This window comes from Streptomyces sp. NRRL S-337, from assembly GCF_000720175.1.
GTDB lineage: Bacteria > Actinomycetota > Actinomycetes > Streptomycetales > Streptomycetaceae > Streptomyces > Streptomyces siderophoricus.
In genome coordinates, this window is the sequence record NZ_JOIX01000060.1 from 1 (window position 1) to 24,761 (window position 24,761).

22 protein-coding genes and 1 riboswitch are annotated in these 24,761 nt (G+C 72.4%); of the genes, 10 read left to right on the top strand and 12 right to left on the bottom strand.

Annotated features, from left to right (window positions below; translation table 11 throughout):
* Positions 1 to 253 precede the first annotated feature (253 nt).
* The gene (locus IG62_RS0130460; protein WP_030810468.1) at positions 254 to 2,329 is read left to right on the top strand and encodes a HelD family protein; all 2,076 of its coding nucleotides are present in this window, start codon (positions 254 to 256) and stop codon (positions 2,327 to 2,329) included.
* Positions 2,330 to 2,459: 130 nt separating this feature from the next.
* Here the strand turns inward: IG62_RS0130460 and IG62_RS0130465 are convergent, their stop codons facing one another.
* Complete coding sequence (locus IG62_RS0130465) at positions 2,460 to 2,840, bottom strand: ArsR/SmtB family transcription factor (protein ID WP_234326810.1); 381 nt, start codon at positions 2,838 to 2,840, stop codon at positions 2,460 to 2,462.
* A 217-nt stretch (positions 2,841 to 3,057) separates the two neighbouring features.
* Between IG62_RS0130465 and IG62_RS0130470 the strand changes: the two genes are divergently transcribed.
* Complete coding sequence (locus IG62_RS0130470; protein WP_078872335.1) at positions 3,058 to 4,317, top strand: MFS transporter; 1,260 nt, start codon at positions 3,058 to 3,060, stop codon at positions 4,315 to 4,317.
* Between the two features lie 196 nt (positions 4,318 to 4,513).
* On the opposite strand, the gene IG62_RS0130475 is transcribed toward IG62_RS0130470, so the two are convergent.
* Positions 4,514 to 5,260 carry a copper homeostasis protein CutC gene (locus IG62_RS0130475; protein WP_051798808.1) on the bottom strand — a complete coding sequence of 249 codons (747 nt, stop codon included), beginning with the start codon at positions 5,258 to 5,260 and terminating at the stop codon, positions 4,514 to 4,516.
* 119 nt (positions 5,261 to 5,379) lie between these two features.
* On the opposite strand from IG62_RS0130475, the gene IG62_RS0130480 reads away from it, so the two are divergent.
* Both IG62_RS0130480 and IG62_RS0130485 read left to right on the top strand, forming a co-directional pair.
* Positions 5,380 to 6,087, top strand: coding sequence for a hypothetical protein (locus tag IG62_RS0130480; RefSeq protein WP_037839683.1), 708 nt, complete (start codon positions 5,380 to 5,382; stop codon positions 6,085 to 6,087).
* Positions 6,088 to 6,172: 85 nt separating this feature from the next.
* A complete protein-coding gene (locus IG62_RS0130485; RefSeq protein ID WP_030810484.1) occupies positions 6,173 to 7,462 on the top strand; it encodes a Cmx/CmrA family chloramphenicol efflux MFS transporter in 1,290 nt (429 codons plus the stop codon).
* Between the two features lie 164 nt (positions 7,463 to 7,626).
* Here IG62_RS0130485 and IG62_RS0130490 read toward each other — a convergent pair whose 3' ends face one another.
* Entirely contained in the window at positions 7,627 to 7,902 is a 276-nt protein-coding gene (locus tag IG62_RS0130490; RefSeq protein ID WP_030810488.1) for a DUF4031 domain-containing protein, read from the bottom strand.
* Between the two features lie 8 nt (positions 7,903 to 7,910).
* Entirely contained in the window at positions 7,911 to 8,273 is a 363-nt protein-coding gene (locus IG62_RS0130495) for a hypothetical protein (protein ID WP_030810491.1), read from the bottom strand.
* Between the two features lie 132 nt (positions 8,274 to 8,405).
* Between IG62_RS0130495 and IG62_RS0130500 the strand changes: the two genes are divergently transcribed.
* The 3 genes from IG62_RS0130500 to IG62_RS0130510 all read left to right on the top strand — a co-directional run bounded on the left by IG62_RS0130500 (position 8,406) and on the right by IG62_RS0130510 (position 12,221).
* Complete coding sequence (locus tag IG62_RS0130500) at positions 8,406 to 9,338, top strand: MurR/RpiR family transcriptional regulator (protein WP_030810494.1); 933 nt, start codon at positions 8,406 to 8,408, stop codon at positions 9,336 to 9,338.
* A gap of 56 nt (positions 9,339 to 9,394) precedes the next feature.
* Positions 9,395 to 10,342: an N-acetylmuramic acid 6-phosphate etherase gene (gene murQ, locus IG62_RS0130505; protein ID WP_030810497.1), complete on the top strand. Its 948-nt coding sequence runs from the start codon at positions 9,395 to 9,397 to the stop codon at positions 10,340 to 10,342.
* 151 nt (positions 10,343 to 10,493) lie between these two features.
* On the top strand, positions 10,494 to 12,221 hold the full coding sequence (locus tag IG62_RS0130510) for a PTS transporter subunit EIIC (protein ID WP_051798810.1): 1,728 nt from the start codon (positions 10,494 to 10,496) through the stop codon (positions 12,219 to 12,221).
* A 16-nt stretch (positions 12,222 to 12,237) separates the two neighbouring features.
* On the opposite strand, the gene IG62_RS0130515 is transcribed toward IG62_RS0130510, so the two are convergent.
* The 7 genes from IG62_RS0130515 to thrC form a co-directional block, all read right to left on the bottom strand.
* Complete coding sequence (locus IG62_RS0130515) at positions 12,238 to 12,516, bottom strand: hypothetical protein (RefSeq protein ID WP_051798812.1); 279 nt, start codon at positions 12,514 to 12,516, stop codon at positions 12,238 to 12,240.
* Positions 12,517 to 12,678: 162 nt separating this feature from the next.
* Positions 12,679 to 14,160: an FG-GAP-like repeat-containing protein gene (locus tag IG62_RS0130520; RefSeq protein WP_030810515.1), complete on the bottom strand. Its 1,482-nt coding sequence runs from the start codon at positions 14,158 to 14,160 to the stop codon at positions 12,679 to 12,681.
* Positions 14,161 to 14,563: 403 nt separating this feature from the next.
* Positions 14,564 to 15,364: a DUF998 domain-containing protein gene (locus IG62_RS0130525; RefSeq protein WP_078872336.1), complete on the bottom strand. Its 801-nt coding sequence runs from the start codon at positions 15,362 to 15,364 to the stop codon at positions 14,564 to 14,566.
* 294 nt (positions 15,365 to 15,658) lie between these two features.
* Entirely contained in the window at positions 15,659 to 17,281 is a 1,623-nt protein-coding gene (gene groL / locus IG62_RS0130530; RefSeq protein ID WP_030810521.1) for a chaperonin GroEL, read from the bottom strand.
* A gap of 363 nt (positions 17,282 to 17,644) precedes the next feature.
* Positions 17,645 to 17,848, bottom strand: a complete 204-nt coding sequence (locus IG62_RS0130535; protein ID WP_003986833.1) for a cold-shock protein — start codon at positions 17,846 to 17,848, stop codon at positions 17,645 to 17,647.
* 504 nt (positions 17,849 to 18,352) lie between these two features.
* The gene (locus IG62_RS0130540; RefSeq protein WP_030414914.1) at positions 18,353 to 18,631 is read right to left on the bottom strand and encodes a MoaD/ThiS family protein; all 279 of its coding nucleotides are present in this window, start codon (positions 18,629 to 18,631) and stop codon (positions 18,353 to 18,355) included.
* 55 nt (positions 18,632 to 18,686) lie between these two features.
* On the bottom strand, positions 18,687 to 19,988 hold the full coding sequence (thrC, locus tag IG62_RS0130545) for a threonine synthase (protein ID WP_030810525.1): 1,302 nt from the start codon (positions 19,986 to 19,988) through the stop codon (positions 18,687 to 18,689).
* A 17-nt stretch (positions 19,989 to 20,005) separates the two neighbouring features.
* Positions 20,006 to 20,150: riboswitch (SAM riboswitch) on the bottom strand.
* Between the two features lie 186 nt (positions 20,151 to 20,336).
* Here thrC and IG62_RS0130550 point away from each other — a divergent pair.
* From IG62_RS0130550 to IG62_RS0130560, 3 genes are all read left to right on the top strand, one after another.
* Entirely contained in the window at positions 20,337 to 21,299 is a 963-nt protein-coding gene (locus IG62_RS0130550) for a glucosyl-3-phosphoglycerate synthase (protein WP_030810528.1), read from the top strand.
* A gap of 47 nt (positions 21,300 to 21,346) precedes the next feature.
* Positions 21,347 to 22,789, top strand: a complete 1,443-nt coding sequence (locus tag IG62_RS0130555) for an alpha,alpha-trehalose-phosphate synthase (UDP-forming) (RefSeq protein ID WP_030810531.1) — start codon at positions 21,347 to 21,349, stop codon at positions 22,787 to 22,789.
* Positions 22,790 to 22,885: 96 nt separating this feature from the next.
* Positions 22,886 to 23,581, top strand: a complete 696-nt coding sequence (locus tag IG62_RS0130560; protein WP_030810534.1) for a hypothetical protein — start codon at positions 22,886 to 22,888, stop codon at positions 23,579 to 23,581.
* Positions 23,582 to 23,877: 296 nt separating this feature from the next.
* Here the strand turns inward: IG62_RS0130560 and otsB are convergent, their stop codons facing one another.
* Entirely contained in the window at positions 23,878 to 24,741 is an 864-nt protein-coding gene (gene otsB, locus IG62_RS0130565) for a trehalose-phosphatase (RefSeq protein ID WP_030810536.1), read from the bottom strand.
* Between the last annotated feature and the right edge of the window lie 20 nt (positions 24,742 to 24,761).

Below are 24,761 nucleotides of genomic sequence, written 5' to 3' on the forward strand. Positions count from 1 at the left end.
CCCCCCGGCCTCTCCCTTCGGCTCCCGCCCCGGCCCGCCAATAATTCGTTGGCGCCCCCATCCACCCCTGACTACAATCGCGCGTCTGCCTGCCTCCCGCCGAGGAGTGCCGCCGACCGGTCGGAAACCGGCCGGCCTTCGCTTCACGCCGCTGACCCGCGCATCGCATGACCTGCGCTACGCACCGACACCGGCCCGCCGCGCCCGCGCACCATGGCGCGCCCGCCGCAGTACCGCCACCGGAGGCAACGCCGTGCCCTCGCACGCCCACGACCTGTCCGACGACGAGCCGCTCCAGCGCGAACGCGCCCATCTCGCCGCTTCCCGCGCCGCGCTCCGTGCCATGCGCGCCGACGCCGAGTCGCTGAACATCGCGGACGTCACCGCGAACTGGGTCAACGCCGAGGTGCTCCAGGGCGAGATCGAAGCCCGGATCAAGGCACTCGCCGACCTCTCCCACACCCCGTTGTTCTTCGGCCGCCTCGACTATCTCCACGCCCCGGGTCTCGACCTCGCCGAGGGGGCGGACGGGGAGAACTTCTACATCGGCCGGCGGCACGTCCACGACGCCGACGGCGATCCGATGGTCATCGACTGGCGCGCGCCCGTCTCCCAGCCGTTCTACCGGGCCTCCAAGAAGGACCCGATGGACCTCAGGCTGCGCCGCCGCTTCGGTTACACCGGCGGCGAGTTGACCGCCTACGAGGACGAGCACCTCACCGACCCCGCAGAACTGGAGCGGACCAGCCGGCTCCTGCAGTCGGAGATCGAGCGGCCGCGTGTCGGCCCGATGCGGGACATCGTCGCGACGATCCAGCCCGAGCAGGACGAGATCGTGCGCGCCGGCATCACCGGTTCGGTGTGTGTGCAGGGGGCGCCGGGCACCGGAAAGACGGCGGTCGGTCTGCACCGTGTGGCATACCTGCTGTACGCGCACCGCGAGCGGCTGGCGCGGGCGGGCACCCTCGTCATCGGCCCGAACCGTTCCTTCCTGCAGTACATCGAGCAGGTGCTGCCGGCGCTGGGCGAGCTGGAGGTCAAGCAGGCCACGGTCGACGACCTGGTGGGACATGTCGAGGTGCGCGGTACGGACGAGGCGGCCGCGGCGACGGTCAAGGGGGACGCCCGGATGGCGGAGGTCCTGCGGCGGGCCGTCCGCTCGCACATCACGCTGCCGCAGGAGCCCTGCGTGGTGGTCCGCGGCTCCCGCCACTGGCGCGTACCGGCGTACGAACTGCAGGAGATCGTGCAGGAGTTGATGGCGCGCGACATCCGTTACGGCGCGGCCCGGGAGGCGCTTCCGCAGCGGATCGCGCATGCCGTCCTGGTGCGGATGGAGCAGGCCGGGGAGGCGCCGGACGACCGGGTGCAGAACGCGGTGGCCCGGAACGCCGCCGTGAAGGCCGTGGTCAAGGAGGTCTGGCCGCCGGTCGATCCGGCGAAGTTGGTGCTGCGGCTGCTGGGCGATGCCGAGTTCCTCGCCGAGCAGGCCGAGGGGATCCTCTCCCCCGAGGAGCAGAAGACGATCCTGTGGGCCAAACCGGCGCGCAGCGTGAAGAGCGCCAAGTGGTCCGCGGCGGATGCGGTGTTGATCGACGAGGTGACGGACCTGGTGGAGCGCACCCCCTCGCTCGGCCATGTGGTGCTGGACGAGGCGCAGGACCTCTCGCCGATGCAGTACCGGGCGGTCGGCCGGCGCTGCACGACGGGTTCGGTGACGATCCTGGGCGACATCGCCCAGGGGACGACGCCGTGGGCGACCGACACCTGGGAGGAGGCGCTGGCCCATCTGGGCAAGCCGGGGGCGGCGGTCGAGGAACTCACACAGGGTTTCCGGGTGCCGCGCGAGGTGATCGCGTACGCGTCCCGGCTGCTGCCGGCCATCGCGCCGGATCTGACGGAGGCCACCTCGATCCGTGAAGCGGCGGGCGATTTCGCGATCCGTCGGGTCGGGGCCGCGGAGCTGACCGCGGCGACCCTCGCGGCCTGCGACGATGCGCTGACGAAGGAGGGCTCGATCGGCCTGATCGCGGCGGAGGCGCGCATTCCGGAGCTGCGCGCGGCGCTGGAGGCGGCCGGGGTGACCGTGCTGGCCCCGGGCGAGGAGACCTCGGCCGGGTCCCGGCTGACGCTGGTGCCGGCCACGCTCGCCAAGGGCCTGGAGTACGACTACGTGGTGCTGGACGAGCCGGCCGCGATCGTCGACGGCGAACCGGACGAGCGGACCGGCCTGCGCCGCCTGTACGTCTGCCTGACCCGCCCGGTCTCCGGCCTGACGGTGGTCCACGCGGCGCCCCTGCCGGAGCAACTGGCGGACGGGCCCGCCTAGAGCCGCCCCCCGGACGGCCGGCCCAGCGGCGTTCCACGGGTCGGCCGCCGCAGCGCCAACGGGCCCCGGGCCGGCCTCCGGCGCAGTCCGCGGGTCGGCCGCCGCAGCACCACCGCCCCGGGCCTCCGGTTCAGGCCCCGTCACCGCCCGACCCCAACAGGTCCTCCCCCTCGACGGAGTGGAGCAGTGCGTCCAGGAGGCCGGGGAATCGCGCGTCGAGGTCGGCGCGGCGTAGTTGCACATAGCGGTTGCGGCCGACGACCCGGGTGGAGGTGAGCCCGGCCTCGCGCATGGTCCGCATGTGGTGCGAGACGGTCGACTTGTGCAGATGGCCGAGGCCCAGCCGTTCCGACGAGCAGTCGTACTGCTGCCCGCTCGCGTAGATCCGCAGCAGATGCAGCCGGGCCGGGTCGCCGAGCGCGTGCAGCACCTTCACCAGCTGGATGTCCTCGGTCTCCGGCTGCGCCAGCAGCGCGCCGTCACCGCCGTCCGTACCGACGCCACTCACCACGGCCGTCCGGCCTCCTTCCGTCGCTCGTTCACGTCCCACTGTATTTCCCCGATTTCCCCGCCCAACCTGTTTGACATCCATCCAACAATCAATATTGTTTGACGCACATCAAACATACGCCGCGCCCGCGTCGCCACGTCCCTCGCGTGCGGCTGCTGCGTAGTTGCGCATCACCTTGCGCATCACCACGTCCCCGTTCGTACCGGGAAGGACACCCGTGCGTCTCCGCTTGCTCCTGCTCGCCCTCGGCACCTTCGCCATGGGCACCGATTCCATGGTGATGGCCGGCATCCTCGGACTGATCGCCCATGACCTGGGCGTTTCCGTGCCGGCCGCCGGCCAGATGGTCACCGTTTTCGCGCTCTCCTACGCCGTGCTCGCCCCCGTGCTCGCCACCGCCGCCGCCCGGTGGCCGCGCCGCCGTGTCCTGCTGACCGCACTCACCGTCTTCACGGCCGCCAACGCGCTGAGCGCCCTGGCGCCCAACTACCCCCTCCTGCTGGCCACTCGGGTGCTGGCCGCGGCCGGTGCTGCCCTGTACACCCCGACCGCCAACGCCGTGGCCACCACGCTCGTACCCACCGAACGGCGCGGCCGGGCGCTGGCGACCGTGCTCGGCGGCATGACGGTGGCCACCGCGCTCGGCGTGCCCCTCGGCACCTACATAGGGCGGACGGACTGGCGGCTGACCATGTGGCTGGTGGTCGCACTGGGCGCCGCGGCGTTCCTGGGCCTCGCCCTGCTGCTGCGCGACCTGCCGGCGCCGGCCACCGCGCCCGGCCTGCGCGCCCGCCTCGCACCGCTGCGCAACGGGAACGTGCTGGCCGCCGCGGCCACCACGCTGGTGTTCTTCCTGGCCCTCAACACGGTTTACATCTACCTCGGCACGGTCGTACGCCCCGCCACCGGAGGCGATGCGGGCCGACTCAGCCTGATCATGCTGGTGTCCGGCCTCGCCTCGATCGCCGGCAACTGGCTGGGCGGCCGGGCGGTCGACCGGCTGGGCGTCCGGACCGTCCTGCTCACCGGCGGCTCGCTGGCCGCCCTCGCCTTCCTCGCGCTGCCCTGGGCCTCGGCGACGATGCCCGGCGCGCTGGCGTACGCGGCACTCTCGCCGCTCGCCGGATGGGCGGTCTCGGTGGCGCTGCCGCACCGTCTCGCCTCTCTGGACCCGCCCAACGCGCCACTGCTGATCTCCCTCAACAGCAGTGCGCTCTATCTGGGCATGGCGGCCGCGGGCGGCGTCGGCAGTCTCGCCCTCACCATGCTCGGCGACCGGTGGTTCCCGCTCACCTCGACCGCACTGAGCCTGGTGGCGGTCGTCCTGGCGGCGGTCACGACCCGCCGGCGGCAGGCTGGGGCGGACGGGGCCGCCGGGGTGGGCGGGACGGCTGGAGCAACTGGGGCGGTCGTGCCTGCTGCGTCCCCCGCCGCCGCTCCCGTATCGAGGGCCGGGGCTCCGGCGGCACGCCCCTGAGGAGCAACGCCGCGAGAGGCAGCTCCGTAAGAGGCAGCTCCGTAAGAGGCACCTACGCGAGAGGCGGCTCCGTAAGAGGCAGCTCCGTAAGAGGCACCTACGCGAGAGGCGGCTCCGTAAGAGGCACCTCCGCGAGAGTCACGTCCGCGAGGGATACGTCCGTAGGTCGCGCGTCCGCTCACCCCGGCCCCGCCGCTCACCCCAGCGGAGCCGGCTGCTCCGCCTCCCGGTCCAGTGCCTCCTCCTGGTCCAGCACCTCGCGCCACCGGCGTACCGCGGCCGCGTCCACCGGTGCGGACCAGCCGTCGGGGCGGGCGGCGCCGCCGATGTGGAAGGCGTCGAGGCCGGCCGCGCGCAGCGCCGGGACGTGGTCGAGGCCGAGGCCGCCGCCCACCAGGATGCGCGGCGCGTACCCGGGCTCACCCGCGGCCGTACGGGCCTGTTCGGCCACCAGGACCGCCCGCCCGGCCGCCACGCCCCGGGGATCGCCGGCGGTCAGATACGTGTCGGGCCCGGCGCTCGCCGTGCCGGCCAGCTCCTTGCGCAGCGCGTCCCGGTCGGCGGCCCGGTCGATGGCCCGGTGGAAGGTCCAGGGGCAGCCGTCGATCACGTCGGCCAGCGCCGTCACCGCAGCGAGGTCCGGCCGCCCGTCCGGCGTCAGGAAGCCGAGGACGAACTCCTCGGCCCCCGCCTCCCGCAGGGCCACCGCCCGGCCGCAGAGCGCCGGGAGATCGCCGGCCGCGAAGCCGTCGGCCAACCGCAGCATCACCCGCAGCGGCAGATCCACCGCCGCCCGGATCGCCGCGAAGGTGGCCGTCGCGGGCGTGAGCCCGTCGGCCGCCATGTCGGTGACCAGTTCCAGGCGGTCGGCACCGCCTTCCTGGGCGGCGACCGCGTCCTGCGGGCCGAGCGCGATCACCTCAAGGAGTGCGCGCTTGCTCATATGACCCCAATCCTTCGGCGACAAGTGGCGCGGAAGCCCTGCGTCCGCACACCACTCAACAGGTCTAGTCCAATATTCCCAGCCTACGGGGTCGCCAGGCGCAAGGCACAATGATTCGCATGACGTCCGTGTCCCGTACGGCAGGCAGCACCTTCGACCCGGTACCGGAGCTGCGCACGCGCTGGGCCGCCACGGTCGCCGCGGCCCGCGGCACCAGGAGGTCCGCCGCGCCCGGAGGCGCCCCGGCGCCCGACCCCACCCCCTACGCGGACAACCTGCTCTCCCGTTGGAGCGAGCCGCAGCGGCGGTACCACACCGTCGCGCACCTGGCCGCGGTCCTCGACCGGATCGACGAACTCGCCGAGCACGCCGATGACCTGCCCGTCGTCCAGTTGGCGGCGTGGTTCCACGACGCGGTCTACCGGCCGGACCGCTCGGAGAACGAGGAGCGCAGCGCGGCCCTGGCCGAGCGCGCACTGCCCGAACTGGGCGTCGGCGCGGCCCGTACGGCCGAGGTGGCCCGGCTGGTGCGGCTCACCGTCACCCACGACCCGGCGCCCGACGACCCGGACGGCGAGGTGCTGTGTGACGCCGATCTCGCGGTGCTCGCCGGTTCGCCCGACGCGTACGCCGCCTACGCCGCCTCGGTCCGCGACGAGTACGCCTTCGTGCCCGACACGGACTTCGCGGCCGGCCGCTCCGCCGTACTGCGCCAACTCCTGGCGCTGCCACGCCTGTTCAGGACCCCGCAGGGCTACGACCGGTGGGAACACCTGGCCCGCCGCAACCTGGCGACGGAGCTGGACCTGCTGTCCGGCGGCGGCTGACCGGAAGGACGGCGTCGACGGGCTGCCGGGCCATCGATCACCGGCGGCGGGAATGTAAGGCGTCCTATCGGTGTTAGTAGCTGACATGCCAGCTCCCGCACCGTCCGACCGTGCCCGACTGCCCATCGCCGTATACGTCCTCGGCCTCTCCGTCTTCGCCCTCGGCACGTCCGAGTTCATGCTGTCCGGGATCCTCCAGCCCCTGGCCCGTGATCTGAGGGTCTCCATTCCGCAGGCCGGGCTCCTGGTTTCCGCCTTCGCGATCGGCATGGTGGTGGGCGCGCCGGTGCTCGCCGCGGCCACCCTCCGCCTGCCGCGCCGTACGACGCTGATCGCGCTGCTCGCCGTCTTCGGTCTGGGCCAGGTGGCGGGCGCGCTGGCCCCGACGTACGGCGTGCTGTTCGTCTCCCGGGTGGTCAGCGCGCTCGCCTGCGCGGGCTTCTGGGCGGTCGGTGCGGCGGTGGCGGTCTCGCTGGTGCCGGTGACCGCGCGGGCCCGGGCGATGGCCGTGATGGTCGGCGGGCTGAGCATCGCCAACATCGCGGGCGTCCCGGCCGGCGCGCTCCTCGGTCAGCACGCCGGGTGGCGTGCGGCCTTCTGGGCCGTGGCCGGGCTCGCCGCGGTGGGGCTGCTGGGCGTCGTCGCGCTGGTGCCGCGGACGAGCGTGCCGACGGGCGCGGACCGCCCGCAGCTGCGCCGCGAGCTGACCATCTACAAGGACAAGCAGGTGTGGCTGGCGCTGACCGCGACCGCCATGAACGGCGCCGCGGTCTTCGCGCTGTTCTCCTACCTCTCGCCGCTGCTGACCGACACCGCCGGGCTCGCCGAGAGCTGGGTGCCGACGGTGCTGGCGCTGTTCGGTGTCGGCGCGCTGATCGGCACGTTCATCGGCGGCCGGGTCGCCGATGCGCACCTCTTCGGGACGCTCTTCGGCGGCATCTCCGCGTCCACGGTGGTGCTGGCCGTCCTGGCGCTGACCGCCCACAGCCCGGTGGCCGCGATCGCGCTGTCGCTGATGCTGGGGATGACCTCGTTCGCCACGGCCCCGGCCCTGAACGCCCGGATGTTCGACGTGGCGAACGCCGCGCCCACGCTGGCCGGTGCGACCACTACCGCCGCCTTCAACCTCGGCAACACCGTCGGCCCCTGGCTCGGCGGCCTGGCCATCGGCGCGGGCTGGGGCTACCCGTCCGTGGCCTGGACGGGTGCGGCGCTGGCCGCGGCAGCCGTCCTCACCACCGCCGTCGCCTTCCGGCTGCACCGCACGACGAACCGCTCACGGCTGGTCGCGTCGTCGGGGACGGACACGTCGACGGGGACGGCGGGCACGACTCCCGCCACGACGGCCGTGCCGGAGACGGCGAAGCAGCTCTAGGGACGGCGAGGCAGCTCCGGAGACAGACCGCGAGGCAACTCCGGACATCTGCGACAGCGGGCCGGCGGCCCGGCGCACCGACAGGCGCGCCGGGCCGCTTCCGTACAGCGGGGGCCCGTACGGCTCGCGCCCGTACGGCTGGCGTCCGTATGACTCTCGCGTTCCTACGGCATGCGCGCCGGCCGGTGCTTGGGCCGGCGCAGGCCGGCGGCCGTCAGCCGGCGGAGCAGTTCCTTGCTGCCGACCTCCACGGCCCCGGCGCGTACCGCATCGCCGTACCGCTCGGCCGGCAGGTCGTAGTGGTCACGCTCGAAGGCGCCCCGGGGCACGCCGATGCGGGCGGCGAAGGCGTGCAGCTCGGCGAAGGACACATCGCTGACCAGGTGCGACCACATCCGGCCGTGCCCCGGCCATATCGGCGGGTCTATGTAGATCGCCAACGGCCACCTCAGCCTTCCACCGGGGCGCGGAGCCGGCCGACGGGGGCGACCGCGACCGCCGTCTTGGGACAGACCCAGTGCGGGTCGGGCCCCAACTCCGGCTCCACATCCAGGGCATGGGGGTCGCCCGATTCCATACACACCGGGCACAGCGGCCAGCGGCCGTACCGCTCCAGGAGGGCGTCCTGGACGTCCTGCGCGATCAGTCCCGCGACGAACGCCGCGCCTTCAGGCCATTGCTCCACCCACCACCGGCGGTGGACCACCGCATCCTCCACGAGCGAGACGATGTCGGCGTCGGCCACCTCGTCCGCCATCAGGTCGGCGAGCACCAGCGCCCGCGCGGCGTGCAATGCCTGTTCCAGCTCCATGTCCCCCATTGTCTCCCGTGCGCCGGACGCCGCTCGGCGTTGTCCACAGGCCCGGCGGCGGAGGCCGGCCGTTGTCCACAGCCCTCACGGAGGGTATTGACGCGGTGCCGGTGCTGAAATTATTTTTCAAGTGTGAGCAGCAGCCTGAAGGAAACTTTCAAGGACGTGGCCGTCGAGACCCGACCGGCCCCGGCCCCACCCGCCCCCGCGGCGCTGGCCGCCAAGGTCCGCACCCTCGCGCCGACGATGACCCGCTCCATGCAGCGGGTCGCCGAGACCGTCGCGAGCGACCCGGCCGGCTGCGCCGCACTGACCGTCACCGGCCTCGCGGAGCGCACCGGCACCAGCGAAGCCACCGTCGTACGCACGTCGAGGCTGCTCGGCTATCCGGGCTACCGCGACCTCCGACTGGCGCTCGCCGCGCTCGCCGCGCAGCAGGCGGCCGGCGGCGCGCCCGCGGTGACCGCCGACATAGCGGTCGACGACTCCCTGGTCGATGTCGTCGCCAAGCTGGCGCAGGAAGAGCAGCAGTGCTTGGCCGACACCGCGGCCGCGCTGGACGTCACCCAGCTCGAAGCGGCGGTCGCCGCGCTCGCCTCCGCCCGCCGGATCGATGTGTACGGCATCGGCGCGTCCAACCTCGTCGGCCAGGACCTCGCCCAGAAGCTGCTGCGCATCGGCCTGATCGCGCATGCGCACGCCGATCCCCACCTCGCGGTGACGAACGCCGTGCAGATGCGGACCGGTGACGTCGCCCTGGCGATCACCCACTCCGGCCGGACCACCGACGTCATAGAGCCCCTGCGGGTGGCCTTCGACCACGGCGCGACGACCATCGCCATCACCGGCCGCCCGGACGGCGAGATCGCCGCGTACGCCGACCACATCCTGACCACCTCCACCGCGCGCGAGAGCGAGCTGCGCCCGGCCGCGATGTCCTCCCGGACGAGTCAACTGCTGGTCGTGGACTGCCTGTTCATAGGCGTCGCGCAGCGGACGTACGAGACCGCCGCCCCCGCCCTCTCCGCCTCCTACGAGGCGCTGGCCCACCGCCACCAGCCCTGACCGCCGCCCGCCGCACGGGGGCGGCATGCGCCCGACCCGGAAAGAGCCGCCGAGCCATGACCTCCACCGCCGACCACCCCCACTACGCCGATCTGCGCGCCGAGTTGGACCGCCTCACCACCGAGGCGTTCCGTCCCGACCTCGCCGAGATCGACCGCCGCTCCACCCTCGACATCGCCCGCACGATGAACGACGAGGACGCCACCGTCCCCGCCGCGGTCGCCCGCCGGCTCCCCGAGATCGCCGCCGCCATCGACGCCGCCGCCGCCCGGATGGCCCGTGGCGGCCGGCTGGTCTACGCCGGCGCCGGCACCGCCGGCCGGCTCGGGGTGCTGGACGCCAGCGAATGCCCGCCAACCTTCAACACCGACCCCTCCGAGGTCCTCGGCCTGATCGCCGGCGGCCCGTCCGCACTGGTCACGGCCGTCGAAGGTGCCGAGGACAGCAAGGAGTTCGCCGCCGAGGACCTGACCGCGATCGGGCTGACCGAGCGGGACACCGTGGTCGGCGTCTCGGCCTCCGGCCGCACGCCCTACGCGATCGGCGCGGTCGAGCACGCCCGGGCCCGCGGCGCCCTGACCATCGGCCTGTCCTGCAACGCCGGTTCGGCGCTGGCCGCGGCCGCCGAGCACGGCATCGAGATCGTCGTCGGCCCCGAGCTGCTGACCGGCTCCACCCGGCTCAAGGCGGGCACCGCGCAGAAGCTGGTGCTCAACATGCTCTCGACCATCACCATGATCCGGCTGGGCAAGACCTACGGGAACCTGATGGTCGACGTCCGCGCCTCCAACGACAAGCTGCGGGCCCGCTCGCGGCGGATCGTCGCGCTCGCCACCGGCGCCACCGACGCCGAGATCGAGACCGCGCTGGCCATAACGGACGGCGAGGTGAAGAACGCCATCCTCACCCTGCTCGCCGGCGTCGACGGCCCGACCGCCGCCCGCCTCCTCGCCGCCTCCGACGGCCATCTGCGCGCGGCCCTGGAAGCCGCCCGAGCCCGCTGAGCACCGCCCGGCGCACCGGCCGTCCGCCCTGCGGCGGCGGCTCACGCCGCCCGGGCAGCAGACGCCCTCGTCACTCCGGTCACCCGTCCGTCCCTTCGCCCCGCCCGCGCCGACCCCACCTCCGGTTCGTCCGCACAGCAAGGCACCGCACATGTCCGAAGACACCCACCGCGCCACCGCCGCCGCGCTCCTCCCGCTTGTCGGCGGCGCCCCCAACGTCACCTCCGTCGCCCACTGCATGACCCGGCTCCGCCTCGGCATCCGGGACCCCTCCCTGGTCCAAGGAGAGGACCTCAAGGCGCTGCCCGCTGTCATGGGAGTGGTCGAGGACGGGTCCACGTACCAGATCGTGCTGGGACCCGGCGCGGTCGCCCGGGTCACCCCTGCCTTCGAAACCCTGCTGGCCCAGGCCCGCGACGCGGAGGAACCGGAAACCGACGCCGGGGGAACCGAGACCGCGACAGCCACCGCCCCGCCCCCGACCCCCCAGACCCCGGCCCCGGCCCCGGCAGACGCACGGCCCACCAGCACCGCACAACCCGCCACCACCGCCGCACCGCCCGCCACCGCACCGCCCGCCGGCACAGCACCGCCCACCACCGCCGAGCACCTCGCCGCGCAGGGGGCCGCGCTCAAGGCGCGCCGGAAGGCCCGGAACGCCACCCCGGTCAAGCTGTTCCTGCGCCGGGTGGCGAACATCTTCGTCCCGCTGATCCCCGCGCTGATCGGCTGCGGCATCGTCGCCGGGATCAACGGACTGCTCATCAACCTCGGCTGGCTGCCGTCCGTCGTCCCCGCCCTGACCGCCATCGCCGCCGGCTTCATGTCGCTGATCGCGGTGTTCGTGGGCTACCACACCGCCAAGGAGTTCGGCGGGACACCGGTGCTCGGCGGTGCGGTCGCCGCGGTCATCGTCTTCCCCGGCGTCGCCCACATCACCGCCTTCGGCCGGCACCTCTCCCCGGGCCAGGGCGGCGTCCTGGGCGCACTGGCCGCCGCGCTGCTCGCCGTGCAGGTGGAGAAGCATTGCCGCAAAAGAATCCCCGAGGCGCTCGACGTCCTCCTCACCCCCACCCTGACGGTCCTGGTCACCGGCCTGGTCACGCTCTTCGGCCTGATGTACGTCGCCGGTGCGGCCGCCACCGCCATCGGCTCCTTCGCCACCTGGCTGCTCGCGCACGGCGGCGCGGCGGCCGGCTTCCTGCTGGGCGGGCTCTTCCTCCCCCTCGTCATGCTGGGCCTCCATCAGGCCCTCATCCCGCTGCACACCACCCTCATCCAGCAGCAGGGCTACACCGTCCTGCTGCCGATCCTCGCCATGGCCGGCGCGGGCCAGGTCGGCGCCGCCCTCGCCGTCTTCGTCCGCCTGCCCCGCAACCGCTCGGTCCGTACGACCATCAAGTCGGCCCTGCCCGCGGGCTTCCTGGGCGTCGGCGAGCCGCTGATCTACGGCGTGTCACTGCCCCTCGGGCGGCCCTTCGTCACCGCCTGCCTCGGCGGCGCGTTCGGCGGCGGGTTCATCGGCCTGTTCCACCAAATCGGCGACACCGTCGGCGCCACCGCCATCGGCCCTTCCGGCTGGGCGCTGTTCCCCCTGGTCCAGGGCAACCACGGCATCGTCACCACGCTCGCGGTCTACGCGACGGGGCTGGCCGTCGGCTATCTGACCGGCTTCCTGGCGACGTACCTCTTCGGCTTCAGCAAGCAGATGCGCACCGACCTCAACGCCCCACCCCACACAACGGAAACGCCGGAAGCACCGGCACCGGCGCAAGCAGCGGAAGCAGCGGAAGCAGCGGAGGCAACAGAAGCAGTGGAAACGGCGACTGCGGCCCCCGCCGCGCCGCCCGCCACCACCCGGGCAACCGCCGGAACGTAAGGAGGGGACAGCCTCCTTACGCCCCGGAGCCCTCGTGCGTGCGGGTGGCCACCACCTCGACATGGCCGCAGAACGCGCAGACCCAGACGGGTCCTTCGGCGTCCCGCTGCTGCCACATCGTGCGGCGGCAGCGGGGGCAGCCCGTCGTGCCGATCCCGTCCGCCCCCATCAGCGGCGGCTCGGGGGTCGCGTCGGCGTAGGCGATGATCTGCTTGCGCAGTCGGTCGTCCGTGGTGTTGGCCATTCGGAGCAGGCGCACCACACGGGAACGGACTTCTTCGACAAACTCGGTCATCGTCGGAGCAGCGTACGCGTCCGGCGCGCAGCCATCGATCGGTTCGGTCAAATACCGGGGCCCCCGGACATCCGCCACCCACTAAGGAGTGAGAGCACCCCCTGCGGTTGACGACCGGCGCCGTCCGCCACCCGCTGCCCGCCGCCCGGCCGGCCGGGTCGCTCAGCCCGCCATCACGCTGCCGAACTGCGGCGCACCCGCCGTCGAGACGCCTGCCGCCGACGGGGAAAGGAAGCGGGAGCCGGTGGTGGTGAGGCGGCTGTCGTCGGAGGGAAGGGTGATGACCGCGCCGTCGCCGCCGTTCTCGTAGGTGACGCCCACCGTCAGATCGGCCCTCTTGTCGCCATTGAGGTCGGAGAGGAAGACCTCGCCGCCGAAGAGGTCGTCCTTCTCGTTGGCGCCGGGGACGCCCGGGGAGTTCTGGTGGAAGTACTGGACGCGGTGGCCGGTGTCGAGGCCCCAGGGGGAGCCGTACAGGACGGTGACCGCGCCGGTCCTGCTCACCCCGTCGATGGCCTCCTTCGCGGCGGAGACGGCCAGGTCCTGCCGGCCGTCGCCGTCGATGTCGCCCAGGCTGACCTCGTAGCCGAAGCCGTCGCCCTTCTCCGAGCTGCCGGGGATCGCACCCGATTCCTGGGTGAGGGTGTCGACCCGGTCGACGCGCGGGCCGCCGGCCGAGCCGTGGATGACGTTGACCTTGCCGCCCGTGACACCGCCGGGGATGTCCTCGAACGTCACCCCGGTGACCAGGTCGCCGAAGCCATCGCCGTCGACGTCGCCGATGGCCGTGATGATGCCGGCCGGCAGCCGCTTGGCAGCGGCCCCGGACAGCCCGGACGGGGTGCCCGGCAGGTAGTAGTTGACGTTGGCGTAGGGGCTCCGGTTGTCGTACCCGCTCACCACCAGGTCGGTGTAGCCCTGATCGGTGACCTCGCCGGCCGTCAGGTTGAGGATGCCGTTGGTGCCCTCGCCGAGGATCGGCAGGGAGAGAGATGTGTGGGCACCGGGTATGCCGGCCCGGCTGAAGCCGCCCTTGAAGACGTGGAGCTTCGACGACGAGGTGCCGACGGCCAGGTCGGCCCTGCCGTCCCGGTCGAAGTCGCCGGCGGCCAGCGCCGCACCGAGGCGGTCGTGCTCCGCGGGGGCCGGATCGGCGAGGGTGGCGCTGCCCCTCCCGGAGAGGCCGCCGGACGCGCCCCACAGGATCTGAACGGTCCCGCCGTCGGCATCACCCGAGACGTCCTCGGAGGGCGCCGCGACGGCCAGGTCCGCGAAGCCGTCGGAGTCGAAGTCGCCGGCGGCCAGCGCCGCCCCGAACAGGTCGCCGGCCTCGGCCGCGCCCGGAACGCCCGGGGAGTTCTGGGTGAGGGTGGTGTACCGGGCGGCGTCGATGCCGTGCGCGGAGCCGTAGAAGACGGTGACGGCGCCGGCGCGCAGCTTGCCGTCGACGGTCGCGGCGGGCGCGGCAACGGCCAGGTCGCGGTAGCCGTCACCGTTGAAGTCGCCCTGCCGGCCGTTGGCAGCGGCGGCGGGGGCGTCGGCGCGGCCCGCCGCCGAGGCGGTGCCGGAGGCGGCGGTCAGCAGTCCGGCGGCGAGCGCGGTCGCGGCCGCGGCAGCCAGGGTCGTACGCAGGTGGTGGGCCATACGGAGCTCGATCTCCCAGGTGTGCGGGGGCAGTTGGGGTGGCGCGTTGAGCGTTGAGGAGACCCGCGAGAGAGAAAGAGGGTTGTAGTGGAGCAGTGAAGGTGGCGCGCAGGGAGTGTGTGCGCCCTGCCGCCGCGCGACAGCTGGACGGTGACCTCCGACACCGCGTGACGACCGGCCCGTGGCGCCCCGACACCGTATGACGGTCAGCCGAGGGCACCCCGCCGCCGCGCAACCACCAACCTGTGAGACCCCCACCGCCGCGCAACCACCAACCTGTGACACCCCCGCCGCCGCGTGACAACCGGCCCGCCCCCAGTGCCGTACGCACGACCGTACGCTGCCACCCCCGCCGCCGCGTGCCAGCCGCCCAGCGGACTCCCCTGCGTCGTGTGACGACCGCTCAGGGAGTAGGCGCAGGCGCCGGGATCTCCGCAGGGCGTACCGCGGACGCCCGGGCCGCCGCGGCCGACCGGAGCGATTCGGCGGCCAGCAGCGCGAACCACACGCCCACCAGCACGAGATGGATGCGCTGCAGGACGCCGTGCCAGCCGGGCCGGCCGAACAGCGGACCCACGGTGCACACGGCGGCCGGCAGGGCCAGCGCCAGCACCCGCGGCCCCCACCGGCGGATCAGCTGCCGGTGCGGGCGCTCGGCCACGGCGGCGCGGCTGAGCAGCGCCATCGACGCGAAGAGGAAGAAGTGGGCCAGGGCGCTGGTGGCCGTGTGCCAGGGGTGCACGGCCTCGCACCCGGGCTCCAGTGAGGGCGCGCAGCGCATCGGCAGCGCCACGTCGGCCAGCGACGACAGCCCGAGACCGGCCAGCGCCGCCCACCCGGCACGGGACCAGCGGCCCGCCGCCGGACCGTACGCCAGCAGCGCCCCCAGGACGACGAGGGCGGCGCAGACGCATTCGATGCCGCCGAAGAGACCGCGCAGTGGCTGGTCGGCGGCGTACAGCTCGCTGACGTACGAGTGCCGGGGGTCGAGGCCGGTCGGCAGGACGAACTCCAGCAGCCAGCCGTTGTAGAGCACGGCGGCCACGGCGAGCAGCCGGGCCGCCCAGGCATCCCGGCGGCCCGGATCGCCGGGCCGGCCCGCGTGCCGCGGCGCCGCTTTCCCCGCCCGCCGCGGCCGCACCGCCCGGTCACCGCCTCGCGCCCGTCCCCCCTGCCGGTCCGCGTTCCGCTCCTGCCCGGACATGATCAGTCGCCGCCTGTATCGGACCTGATCAGACCTCTACGCACCCTGGCTCGCACGAACACTCCTTCGTTTGCGATCACAGGGGGCGCGGCCACCCCGAGACCCTTGACCGTGACTGTCCATAGTTGACCCAGTGCACAGCGTAACCGTCATGCCGTCCGCGCCCCGAGAGGCTCAGGGCACGGCGGCGGGCCGGGGCACAAACGCCGCCGGGGCGGCACCCCCTGGGAGGAGGGTGCCGCCCCGACGTTCAGGACGTGTGATCCGGGAGGATCAGCGCTCTGATCCGAAGGATCAGAAGTCCATGTCACCGCCCGGCATGCCGCCCGGAGCGGCCGCGGCGGCCTTCTCCGGCTTATCGGCGATGACGGCCTCGGTGGTGAGGAAGAGCGCCGCGATGGAGGCGGCGTTCTGCAGCGCGGAGCGGGTGACCTTGGCCGGGTCGATGATGCCCTCGGCGACCATGTCGACGTACTCGCCGGTGGCGGCGTTCAGACCGTGGCCGACGGCCAGGTTGCGCACCTTCTCCACCACGACGCCGCCTTCGAGGCCGGCGTTGACCGAGATCTGCTTCAGCGGGGCCTCCAGGGCCAGCTTCACAGCCGCGGCACCGGTGGCCTCGTCACCCTCGAGCTCGATCTTCTCGAAGACCGAGGAGGCCTGCAGCAGGGCCACGCCACCGCCGGCGACGATGCCCTCCTCGACGGCCGCCTTCGCGTTGCGAACGGCGTCCTCGATGCGGTGCTTGCGCTCCTTGAGCTCGACCTCGGTGGCGGCACCGGCCTTGATGACGGCCACGCCGCCGGCCAGCTTCGCCAGACGCTCCTGGAGCTTCTCGCGGTCGTAGTCCGAGTCGCTGTTCTCGATCTCGGCGCGGATCTGGTTGACCCGGCCCTGGACCTGCTCGCTGTCACCGGCACCGTCGACGATGGTGGTCTCGTCCTTGGTGATGACGACCTTGCGGGCGCGGCCGAGCAGGTCGAGACCGGCGTTCTCGAGCTTGAGGCCGACCTCCTCGGAGATGACGGTGCCACCGGTGAGGATGGCGATGTCGCCGAGCATGGCCTTGCGGCGGTCACCGAAGCCCGGGGCCTTGACGGCGACGGACTTGAAGGTGCCACGGATCTTGTTGACGACCAGGGTCGACAGGGCCTCGCCCTCGACGTCCTCGGCGATGATCAGCAGCGGCTTGCCGGACTGCATGACCTTCTCCAGGAGCGGCAGCAGGTCCTTCACGTTGCCGATCTTGGAGTTGACGATGAGGATGTACGGGTCGTCGAGCGACGCCTCCATACGCTCCATGTCGGTGGCGAAGTACGCCGAGATGTAGCCCTTGTCGAAGCGCATACCCTCGGTGAGCTCCAGCTCCAGACCGAAGGTCTGGGACTCCTCGACGGTGATGACGCCTTCCTTGCCGACCTTGTCCATGGCCTCGGCGATCAGCTCGCCGATCTGGGTGTCGGCGGCGGAGATGGAGGCGGTCGAAGCGATCTGCTCCTTGGTCTCCACGTCCTTCGCCTGCTCCAGCAGGGCGGCGGAGACGGCCTCGACGGCCTTCTCGATACCGCGCTTCAGGGCCATCGGGTTGGCGCCGGCGGCGACGTTGCGCAGGCCCTCGCGGACCAGAGCCTGGGCCAGGACGGTCGCGGTCGTCGTGCCGTCACCGGCGACGTCGTCCGTCTTCTTCGCGACCTCCTTGACCAGCTCGGCGCCGATCTTCTCGTACGGGTCCTCGAGCTCGATCTCCTTGGCGATGGAAACACCATCGTTGGTGATCGTGGGGGCGCCCCACTTCTTCTCGAGGACGACGTTGCGGCCCTTGGGGCCGAGGGTGACCTTGACGGCGTCGGCGAGCTGGTTCATCCCGCGCTCGAGACCGCGCCGTGCCTCCTCGTCGAACGCGATGATCTTGGCCATGTGAAGTGGTCCTCCCGGACTGGGGTGGATTGCTCCGGACCGCGCTGGCGCCCGCGACGGACGACCTGCAGACCTGCTGTGGTTCCTTGCCCCACCCGGCCTGCGGGCCTCACCGACCCGGTCCTTCATTGTCACTCTCACTCGGAGAGTGCTAACGCAATGATTAGCACTCGGGGCATGCGAGTGCAAGCCGCCGGAGGGCGTCGTCGAGGGGTGGCGGGCGGGCGCAAGCCGCTGGAGGGAGCGCCACCGGAGGGCGTGGGCGATGTCGCCGGCCGGCACCGCCGAGGTCGCCCCGCACGTCAGAAGGCCCGTACCCCTTCAGGGGTACGGGCCTTCACAACGCAGCAGTCGGTCGGCGCCTCAGCCGGCCACCCGGACCATGTCCGCCTGCGGCCCCTTCTGGCCCTGCGAGATCTCGAACTCGACCCGCTGGCCCTCCTCAAGGGTGCGGTAGCCGTCCATCTGGATCGCGCTGTAGTGGACGAATACATCCGCACCACCGTCGACCGCGATGAAGCCGTACCCCTTCTCCGCGTTGAACCACTTGACGGTGCCCTGAGCCATGCCTAACTCCCCTATTACTGGCCCTTGCGCAGGACCGCACTCCGCGGACCCGGGTCAGACCTCACCCCGCGAAAGGCCCGTGGGGTGTGCGCCGGAACGCGTCGACCGCCGCTGAATGTATCTGGACCGATGCCCAGCGCAACAGGTCAATCGGACGAGAATTCTGGCGCCGGAGAATCGGCTATATGCGGCGAAATCGCGATTCTCCCGGGCAAGCCGGGCCGGGCATAGACGTGCCTAACCGACAAATGCCGCACACACTTTGAGCACAACTCGGCGCGGTTTCTTATGCGCTCGGCATACCCCGGGACATATACAGCGAGGAGATCGCCACAATGCTATCCCCTTTCACGAAACGGAATTGCCCCGTCCGATTTCGATGGACGGGGCAATTCCGGTCAAGCGGGGGAAGAGATGGCGCAAATCCACGCCTGTTCGATCAACGACGTCCGGACGACATCGCGCGCCAGGAGGAACGCGCGACTCAAGAAACCGGACAGAAGGTCAGCAGCCTCCGGCGACGGCGGGAATGATCGAGACGCCCGCGCCCTCCGGCGTCGGCGTCTCAAGGCCCTGCTCGAAGCGGACGTCGTCATCGTTGACGTAGACGTTCACGAAGCGCCGCAGCTTGCCGGCGTCGTCGAGCACACGGGCCGCGATGCCCTGGTGGTTCTTCTCCAGGTCGGCGATCACCTCGGAGAGGGTCGCACCCTCGGCGGTGACCTCGGCCTCGCCGCCGGTGTACGTGCGGAGGATGGTGGGGATGCGGACCTTGACGCTCATGGTTCTGCCTTCCGGACAGGGATTACGGAGTACGGGTGCGAAGAGCGGCGCCGGCTCAGCCGGCCAGGCCGGCCGCGCGGAACGCATCCAGGTTCGGACGGATCGTGGCCGAGGGCCCGGTGGTCGGCGCGACCGCGTCCAGTGTCTTCAGGCCGTCACCCGTATTGAGGACAACGGTGGTCAGCGCCGGATCGAGCAGACCCTCCTCGATGAGCTTCTTGGTCACGCCGACGGTCACGCCGCCCGCGGTCTCCGCGAAGATGCCCTCCGTACGGGCCAGCAGCTTGATCGCGTCCACGACCTGCTCGTCGTTGACGTCCTCCACCGCACCGCCCGTACGGCGCGCGATGTCCAGCACGTACGGGCCGTCCGCCGGGTTGCCGATCGCCAGCGACTTGGCGATGGTGTTCGGCTTCTGCGGGCGCACGACGTCGTGCCCGGCCTTGAAGGCCGTCGACACCGGGGAGCAGCCCTCCGCCTGGGCGCCGAAGATCTTGTACGGCTTGTCCTCGACCAGCCCGAGGGCGATCAGCTCCTTGAGACCCTTGTCGATCTTCGTCAGCTGGGAGCCGGACGCGATCGGGATGACGATCTGGTCCGGCAGCCGCCAGCCGAGCTGCTCGCAGATCTCGTACGCCAGCGTCTTGGAACCCTCGCCGTAGTACGGCCGCAGGTTGACGTTGACGAAGCCCCAGCCCTCGCCGAGCGGGTCGCCGATGAGCTCCGAGCAGAAGCGGTTGACGTCGTCGTAGTTGCCCTCGATGCCGACCAGGTCACCGCCGTAGACCGCGGCCATGACGACCTTGCCGGCCTCCAGGTCGTGCGGGATGAAGACGCAGGACTTGAAGCCCGCGCGGCGTGCCGCGGCGCCGACCGCACCGGCGAGGTTGCCGGTCGAGGAACAGGACAGGGTGGTGAAGCCGAAGGCGCGGGCGGCCTCGACGGCGATCGCGACGACCCGGTCCTTGAAGGAGTGGGTCGGGTTGCCGGAGTCGTCCTTGACGTACAGGCCGCCGGTGACGCCGAGCTCGGCGGCGAGCCGGTCGGCCTTGACGAGCTTGGTGAAGCCGGGGTTGAGGTTCGGCTTCTCGGCCACGTCGGCGGGGACCGGGAGCAGCGGGGCGTAGCGCCAGATGTTGGCCGGGCCGGCCTCGATCTGCTTCTTCAGGGCCTCGGGGTCGCCGCTCGGCAGGTCGTAGGCGACTTCGAGCGGCCCGAAACAGCTGGCACAGGCGAAGATCGGGCCGAGGTCGAAGCGCTCACCGCACTCCCGGCAGGACAGCGCGACGGCGGGGCCCAGAGCGACGGGGGTCGCGTTTGCGGCGGTTTCGGAGGTTTCGGTGACTTGCACAGCCATGGAGGCGAGGCCCTTTCTCCTCATCTTCCTCGCGGCGCATCTCGCCACGAGACGGATTTGGCACCTTCCCTAGCCGGGAGCCTCGCGCGCTGCACGCGGAGACCGACTGGAGGGTTGCCGGGGCTTCAACGGGCCGTATCCCTCTGCCCCTCTGGATGAGCGGTATGGCGCTGGGCCGAAACCCAGGCGTTTGTCGCGTGGCGACCCCGACATGCGAGGGTCATCCGCGTTGTTCAAGACTGTAACCGAAGGCACTGACAGTTGAGATAGTCGTCCGAACCGCGAGACGGATCACACAATGGATCACATAGCGACCGCCGCACCGGCGGCCACCGAGGAGTCGTAGACGTGCTGGATGAGGTGGAGCGCTGGCTGCGCAGCCGCTCCTGGTCGGCTGCCGATCGCCCATTGGAGCAGCTGCTGGCGGCCAAGCGCCAGACGGGCCGGACGGTCAGTGTCGTGCTGCCCGCGCTGGACGAGGAGGCCACGGTCGGCACGATCGTGACGACGATCCGTGCCGAGCTGATGACCGACGCCGTCCCGCTGGTCGACGAGCTGGTGGTGCTGGATTCCGGTTCCACCGACCGGACGGCCGAGGTCGCGGCGGCGGCCGGCGCCAAGGTCGTCCACCGTGACGCGGTCCTGCCGCGGATCCCCGCCGTCCCCGGCAAGGGCGAGGTGCTGTGGCGCTCGCTCCTCGCGACCACCGGCGACATCATCTGCTTCGTCGACGCCGATCTGCGTGAGTTCTCCGCGACCTTCGTCTCCGGGATCGTCGGCCCGCTGCTGACCGATCCGGACCTGCAGTTCGTCAAGGCGATGTACGACCGCCCGCTGGAGACCGGGGGCGAGGGCGCGGGGCCGGGCCAGGGCGGCCGGGTCACCGAACTCGTCGCCCGTCCGCTGCTCAACCTCCACTGGCCGCAGCTGGCCGGTTTCGTGCAGCCGCTGGGCGGCGAGTACGCGGCCCGCCGCGCCCTGCTGGAGCGGCTGCCCTTCCCGGTCGGCTACGGCGTCGAGCTGGGCCTGCTCGTCGACGCGCTGCACACCGTCGGCCTGGACGCCCTCGCCCAGGTGGACGTCGGCGTACGCAAGCACCGCCATCAGGACGGCCAGGCCCTCGGCCGGATGGCCGCCGCGATCTACCGCACCGCCCAACTCCGGCTGGCCCGCGGCCACTTGGTGCGGCCCCGGCTCACCCAGTTCGACCGCGGTGAGGCGGGTTTCGTGCCCCGCACCACGGACGTGGACACCGAGGAACGGCCCCCCATGGCCGACATCCCGGAATACGCGGCCAGGCGGGCGGCCTGACCCGCGTCGCACGTTTGCACGGATCTGTCACTGGTTAATCTCGCGACATGGTCTCCGAGCGCAGTGTGGTGAACGCAGGTGCCGAGGTTCTCGTCGCGTCCAATCGCGGACCGGTCTCGTACGCCCTGGGCGAGGACGGGGCGCTGACCGCGAAGCGGGGCGGGGGCGGGCTGGTGTCGGGGCTGTCGGCGATCGGGCCCGAAACCGACGCGGTGTGGGTGTGTGCCGCGCTCGGTGAGGGCGACCGGGAGGCGGCGCGGCGCACCGGGGGCGCGCTGGACCCGACCGACACCGGTGGACAGCGCGTCCGGATGCTGGACATCCCGGCACATGTGCACGCCGACGCCTACAACGGCATCGCCAATTCGGTGCTGTGGTTCGTCCACCACATGCTCTACCAGACGCCGCTGGAGCCGGTCTTCGACGCGGAGTTCCGGCGGCAGTGGGGGGCGTACGAGGCGTACAACCACGCCTTCGCGCAGGCGCTCGCCGACGAGGCGGGCCGGGGCGCGGCGGTGCTGGTGCAGGACTACCACCTGGCGCTGGTGCCGGGGATGCTGCGGGCGCTGCGGCCGGACGTGAAGATCGCGCACTTCTCGCACACCCCCTGGGCGCCGCCGGAGTACTTCCGGATGCTGCCGGACGGGATCGCCGAGCAGCTGCTGCGCGGGATGACGGGCGCCGACCAGCTGGGGTTCCTGACGCACCGCTGGGCGGACGCGTTCAGCGCCTGCTGCGCCGAGGTGCTGGGCGGCACCGGCGGCACCCGGCTCGGGGTGTACGGGCTGGGGGCGGACGCCGGGTTCCTGCGGGAGCGGTCGCGGCGGGCGGACGTGGACGAGCGACTGGCGGCGCTGCGTGAGCAGATCGGCACCGGGCCCGACGGGGCGGCGCGCCGGACCATCGTGCGGGTGGACCGCACGGAGCTGTCGAAGAACATCGTGCGCGGACTGCTGGCGTACCGGGAGCTGCTGGTGGACCGGCCGGAGTGGCGGGAGCGGGTGGTGCACGTGGCCTTCGCGTACCCCTCGCGGCAGGACCTGACGGTGTACCGGGAGTACACCGCGGAGGTGGGGCGGCTGGCCGAGGAGATCAACGCCGAGTTCGGCACGGCGGGCTGGCGGCCGGTGGTGCTGCACGTGAAGGACGACTTCGCGCGGTCGCTGGCGGCGTACCGGCTGGCGGACGTGGCGCTGGTCAATCCGATCCGGGACGGGATGAACCTCGTCGCGAAGGAGATCCCGGTGGTGTCCGAGGAGGGCTGCGCGCTGGTGCTGTCGCGGGAGGCCGGCGCCCACGAGGAGTTGGGGGCCGCCGCGCTGACGGTCAATCCGTACGACGTGGGCGGTACGGCGCGGGCACTGCACGAGGCGCTGTCGATGAAGGCCGGGGAGCGGGCGGAGCGCACCGAGCGGCTGGCCGCGGCGGCCACCGCGCTGCCGCCGGCCCGCTGGTTCCTGGACCAGTTGAGGGCGTTGCGGGAGGGGTGATCCGGGGCGGCGCCGGGAAGCACTTTGATTCCCCCGCTACCGGGTGCGCTACCGGGGCGTGGGCTGTCCCCGGCCGCGGTGGGGTAGTTCTTGTCCATGCCGAACTCCGCGCGTGCCCTGCCGTTTTCCGTCCGTACGTCCACGATGGCGGCCGTCGCCGTGCTGGCCCTCGCGGCCGGCGGGTGTTCGTCCGCCCGGAGCCATCCCGACGCCAAGGGGGGTTCGGGCAGTTCGGGGGCGTCGTCCCCCGCCTCGCCCTCGGGGGCGATAGCCGTGGGGCCGGGCCCGCAGGGTGCGTACACCGTGCAGCGGCAGCCCGCCCCCGGTACCTGCCATGTCCGCCACACCGCCGGCAAGCAGCCGCTGCCGGACCCGAAGTGCACGCCGGGCGCGACGAATCCCAAGGTGACGGCGGCGACCCTCAGGTCGACGATCTGCCGGAGCGGCTACACCAAGGACATCCGGCCCCCGGTGAACATCACCGGCCGGGAGAAGAAGGCCAACGCCGCGTCGTACGGCTACACCGGCCCGCTGCACGACGCCGAGTACGACCACCTCATCAGCCTCCAGCTGGGCGGCGACCCCAACGATCCGCGCAACCTCTGGGTCGAGCCGCCGTCACCCGGGCACCGGCCGGGCGCCGGCCCCAACAACCCCAAGGACGTGGTGGAGAACCGCCTCAAGGCCGCGATCTGCGCGGGCAAGGCCGACCTGACGAAGGCCCAGGAGGCCATCGCACGGGACTGGACGACGGCGGAGGCGGTACTGGGGATCGAGCGGGCGGGGAGGTAGGGGCGGGGGCAGCTTGCGGCCCCGGGCCCCGCTGGGCCCGGCCTCGGCGGGGGTGGGTCCCCTACGGGAGGGTCGAACAGATCCCGTAGGGGACGCGAGGCCCCCTGCGGGGCCACAACGAGCCGGTGGGGCGGGGTATTCCCGACGGGGCGGGACACGGCGGGCCGTATCCCGGCGCTGCACGGCCCGACGGTGACCGGACCGACGATGCACGACCCGACGGCGACCGGACCGACGGTGACCGGACAGGCCGTGAGCGGCCCAGCCGTAAACGACCCGGCCGTGACCGGCCCGGCTCAGCGGTTGGCGAGGTGGTTCGCCAGCGCGCCGAGCAGGTCCACGACGCCGGTCGGGCCGGCGACGACCAGGTCGGCGCGGTCGGCGAGTTCGGTGACCTCGTTGCTGCCGCTGCAGACCAGGAGGCCGGTCAGGCCCTCGGAGCGGAGTTTTTCGACGGCGGCGAAGGCGGCCAGGTCGCCGAGGTCGTCGCCGGCGTAGAGGACCGTCGAGGCGCCGGTTTCGCGGATCCAGTCGGCGAGCGCGACGCCCTTGTCCATCCCGGGCGGACGGAGTTCGAGGACCAGGCGGCCCGGTTCGACGATCAGGCCGTGGCGTTCGGCCAGCGCGGTGAGCGGTGCGCGCAGCCGCTCGAAGGCGCCCTGGGGGTCGTCGGCGCGGCGGGTGTGGATGGCGATGGCCCGGCCGCCCTTGCGCTCGATGGCGGTCTCGACCCAGGTGCCGTGCCAGACGCCGGAGGTGTCCAGGACGCCGGGGAGTTCGGCCTGTATGGCGGCGATGCCGGGGTGCGGCGGTGGGGCGTGCACGGTGCCGGTGGACGCCTCCCAGCGCTCGGCGCCGTAGTGGCCGAGGACGGTGAGGTGGTCCAGTCCGGGGACGGCGGCGAAGCCGCCGAGGCGGACCGCGACGGTGGCCGGGCGGCCGGTGATCACCGCGGCGGCGCGCAGGTGCGGTACGAGGCGCCCGAGGGCGGCGACCGCGCCGTCGTGGGCGCGGGCCTTTTCCGGGTCGGGGACGATGTCGGCGAGGGTGCCGTCGAAGTCGAGGGCGACGACGGCGCGTTCCGGGTGGGCCAGCAGCGCGGCGAGGCCGTCGCGGCCGGCGGGGGTGACGGGAGTCGGCACGTTCGGGGGGCTGCCCATGCCGCCGACCCTACCGGCGG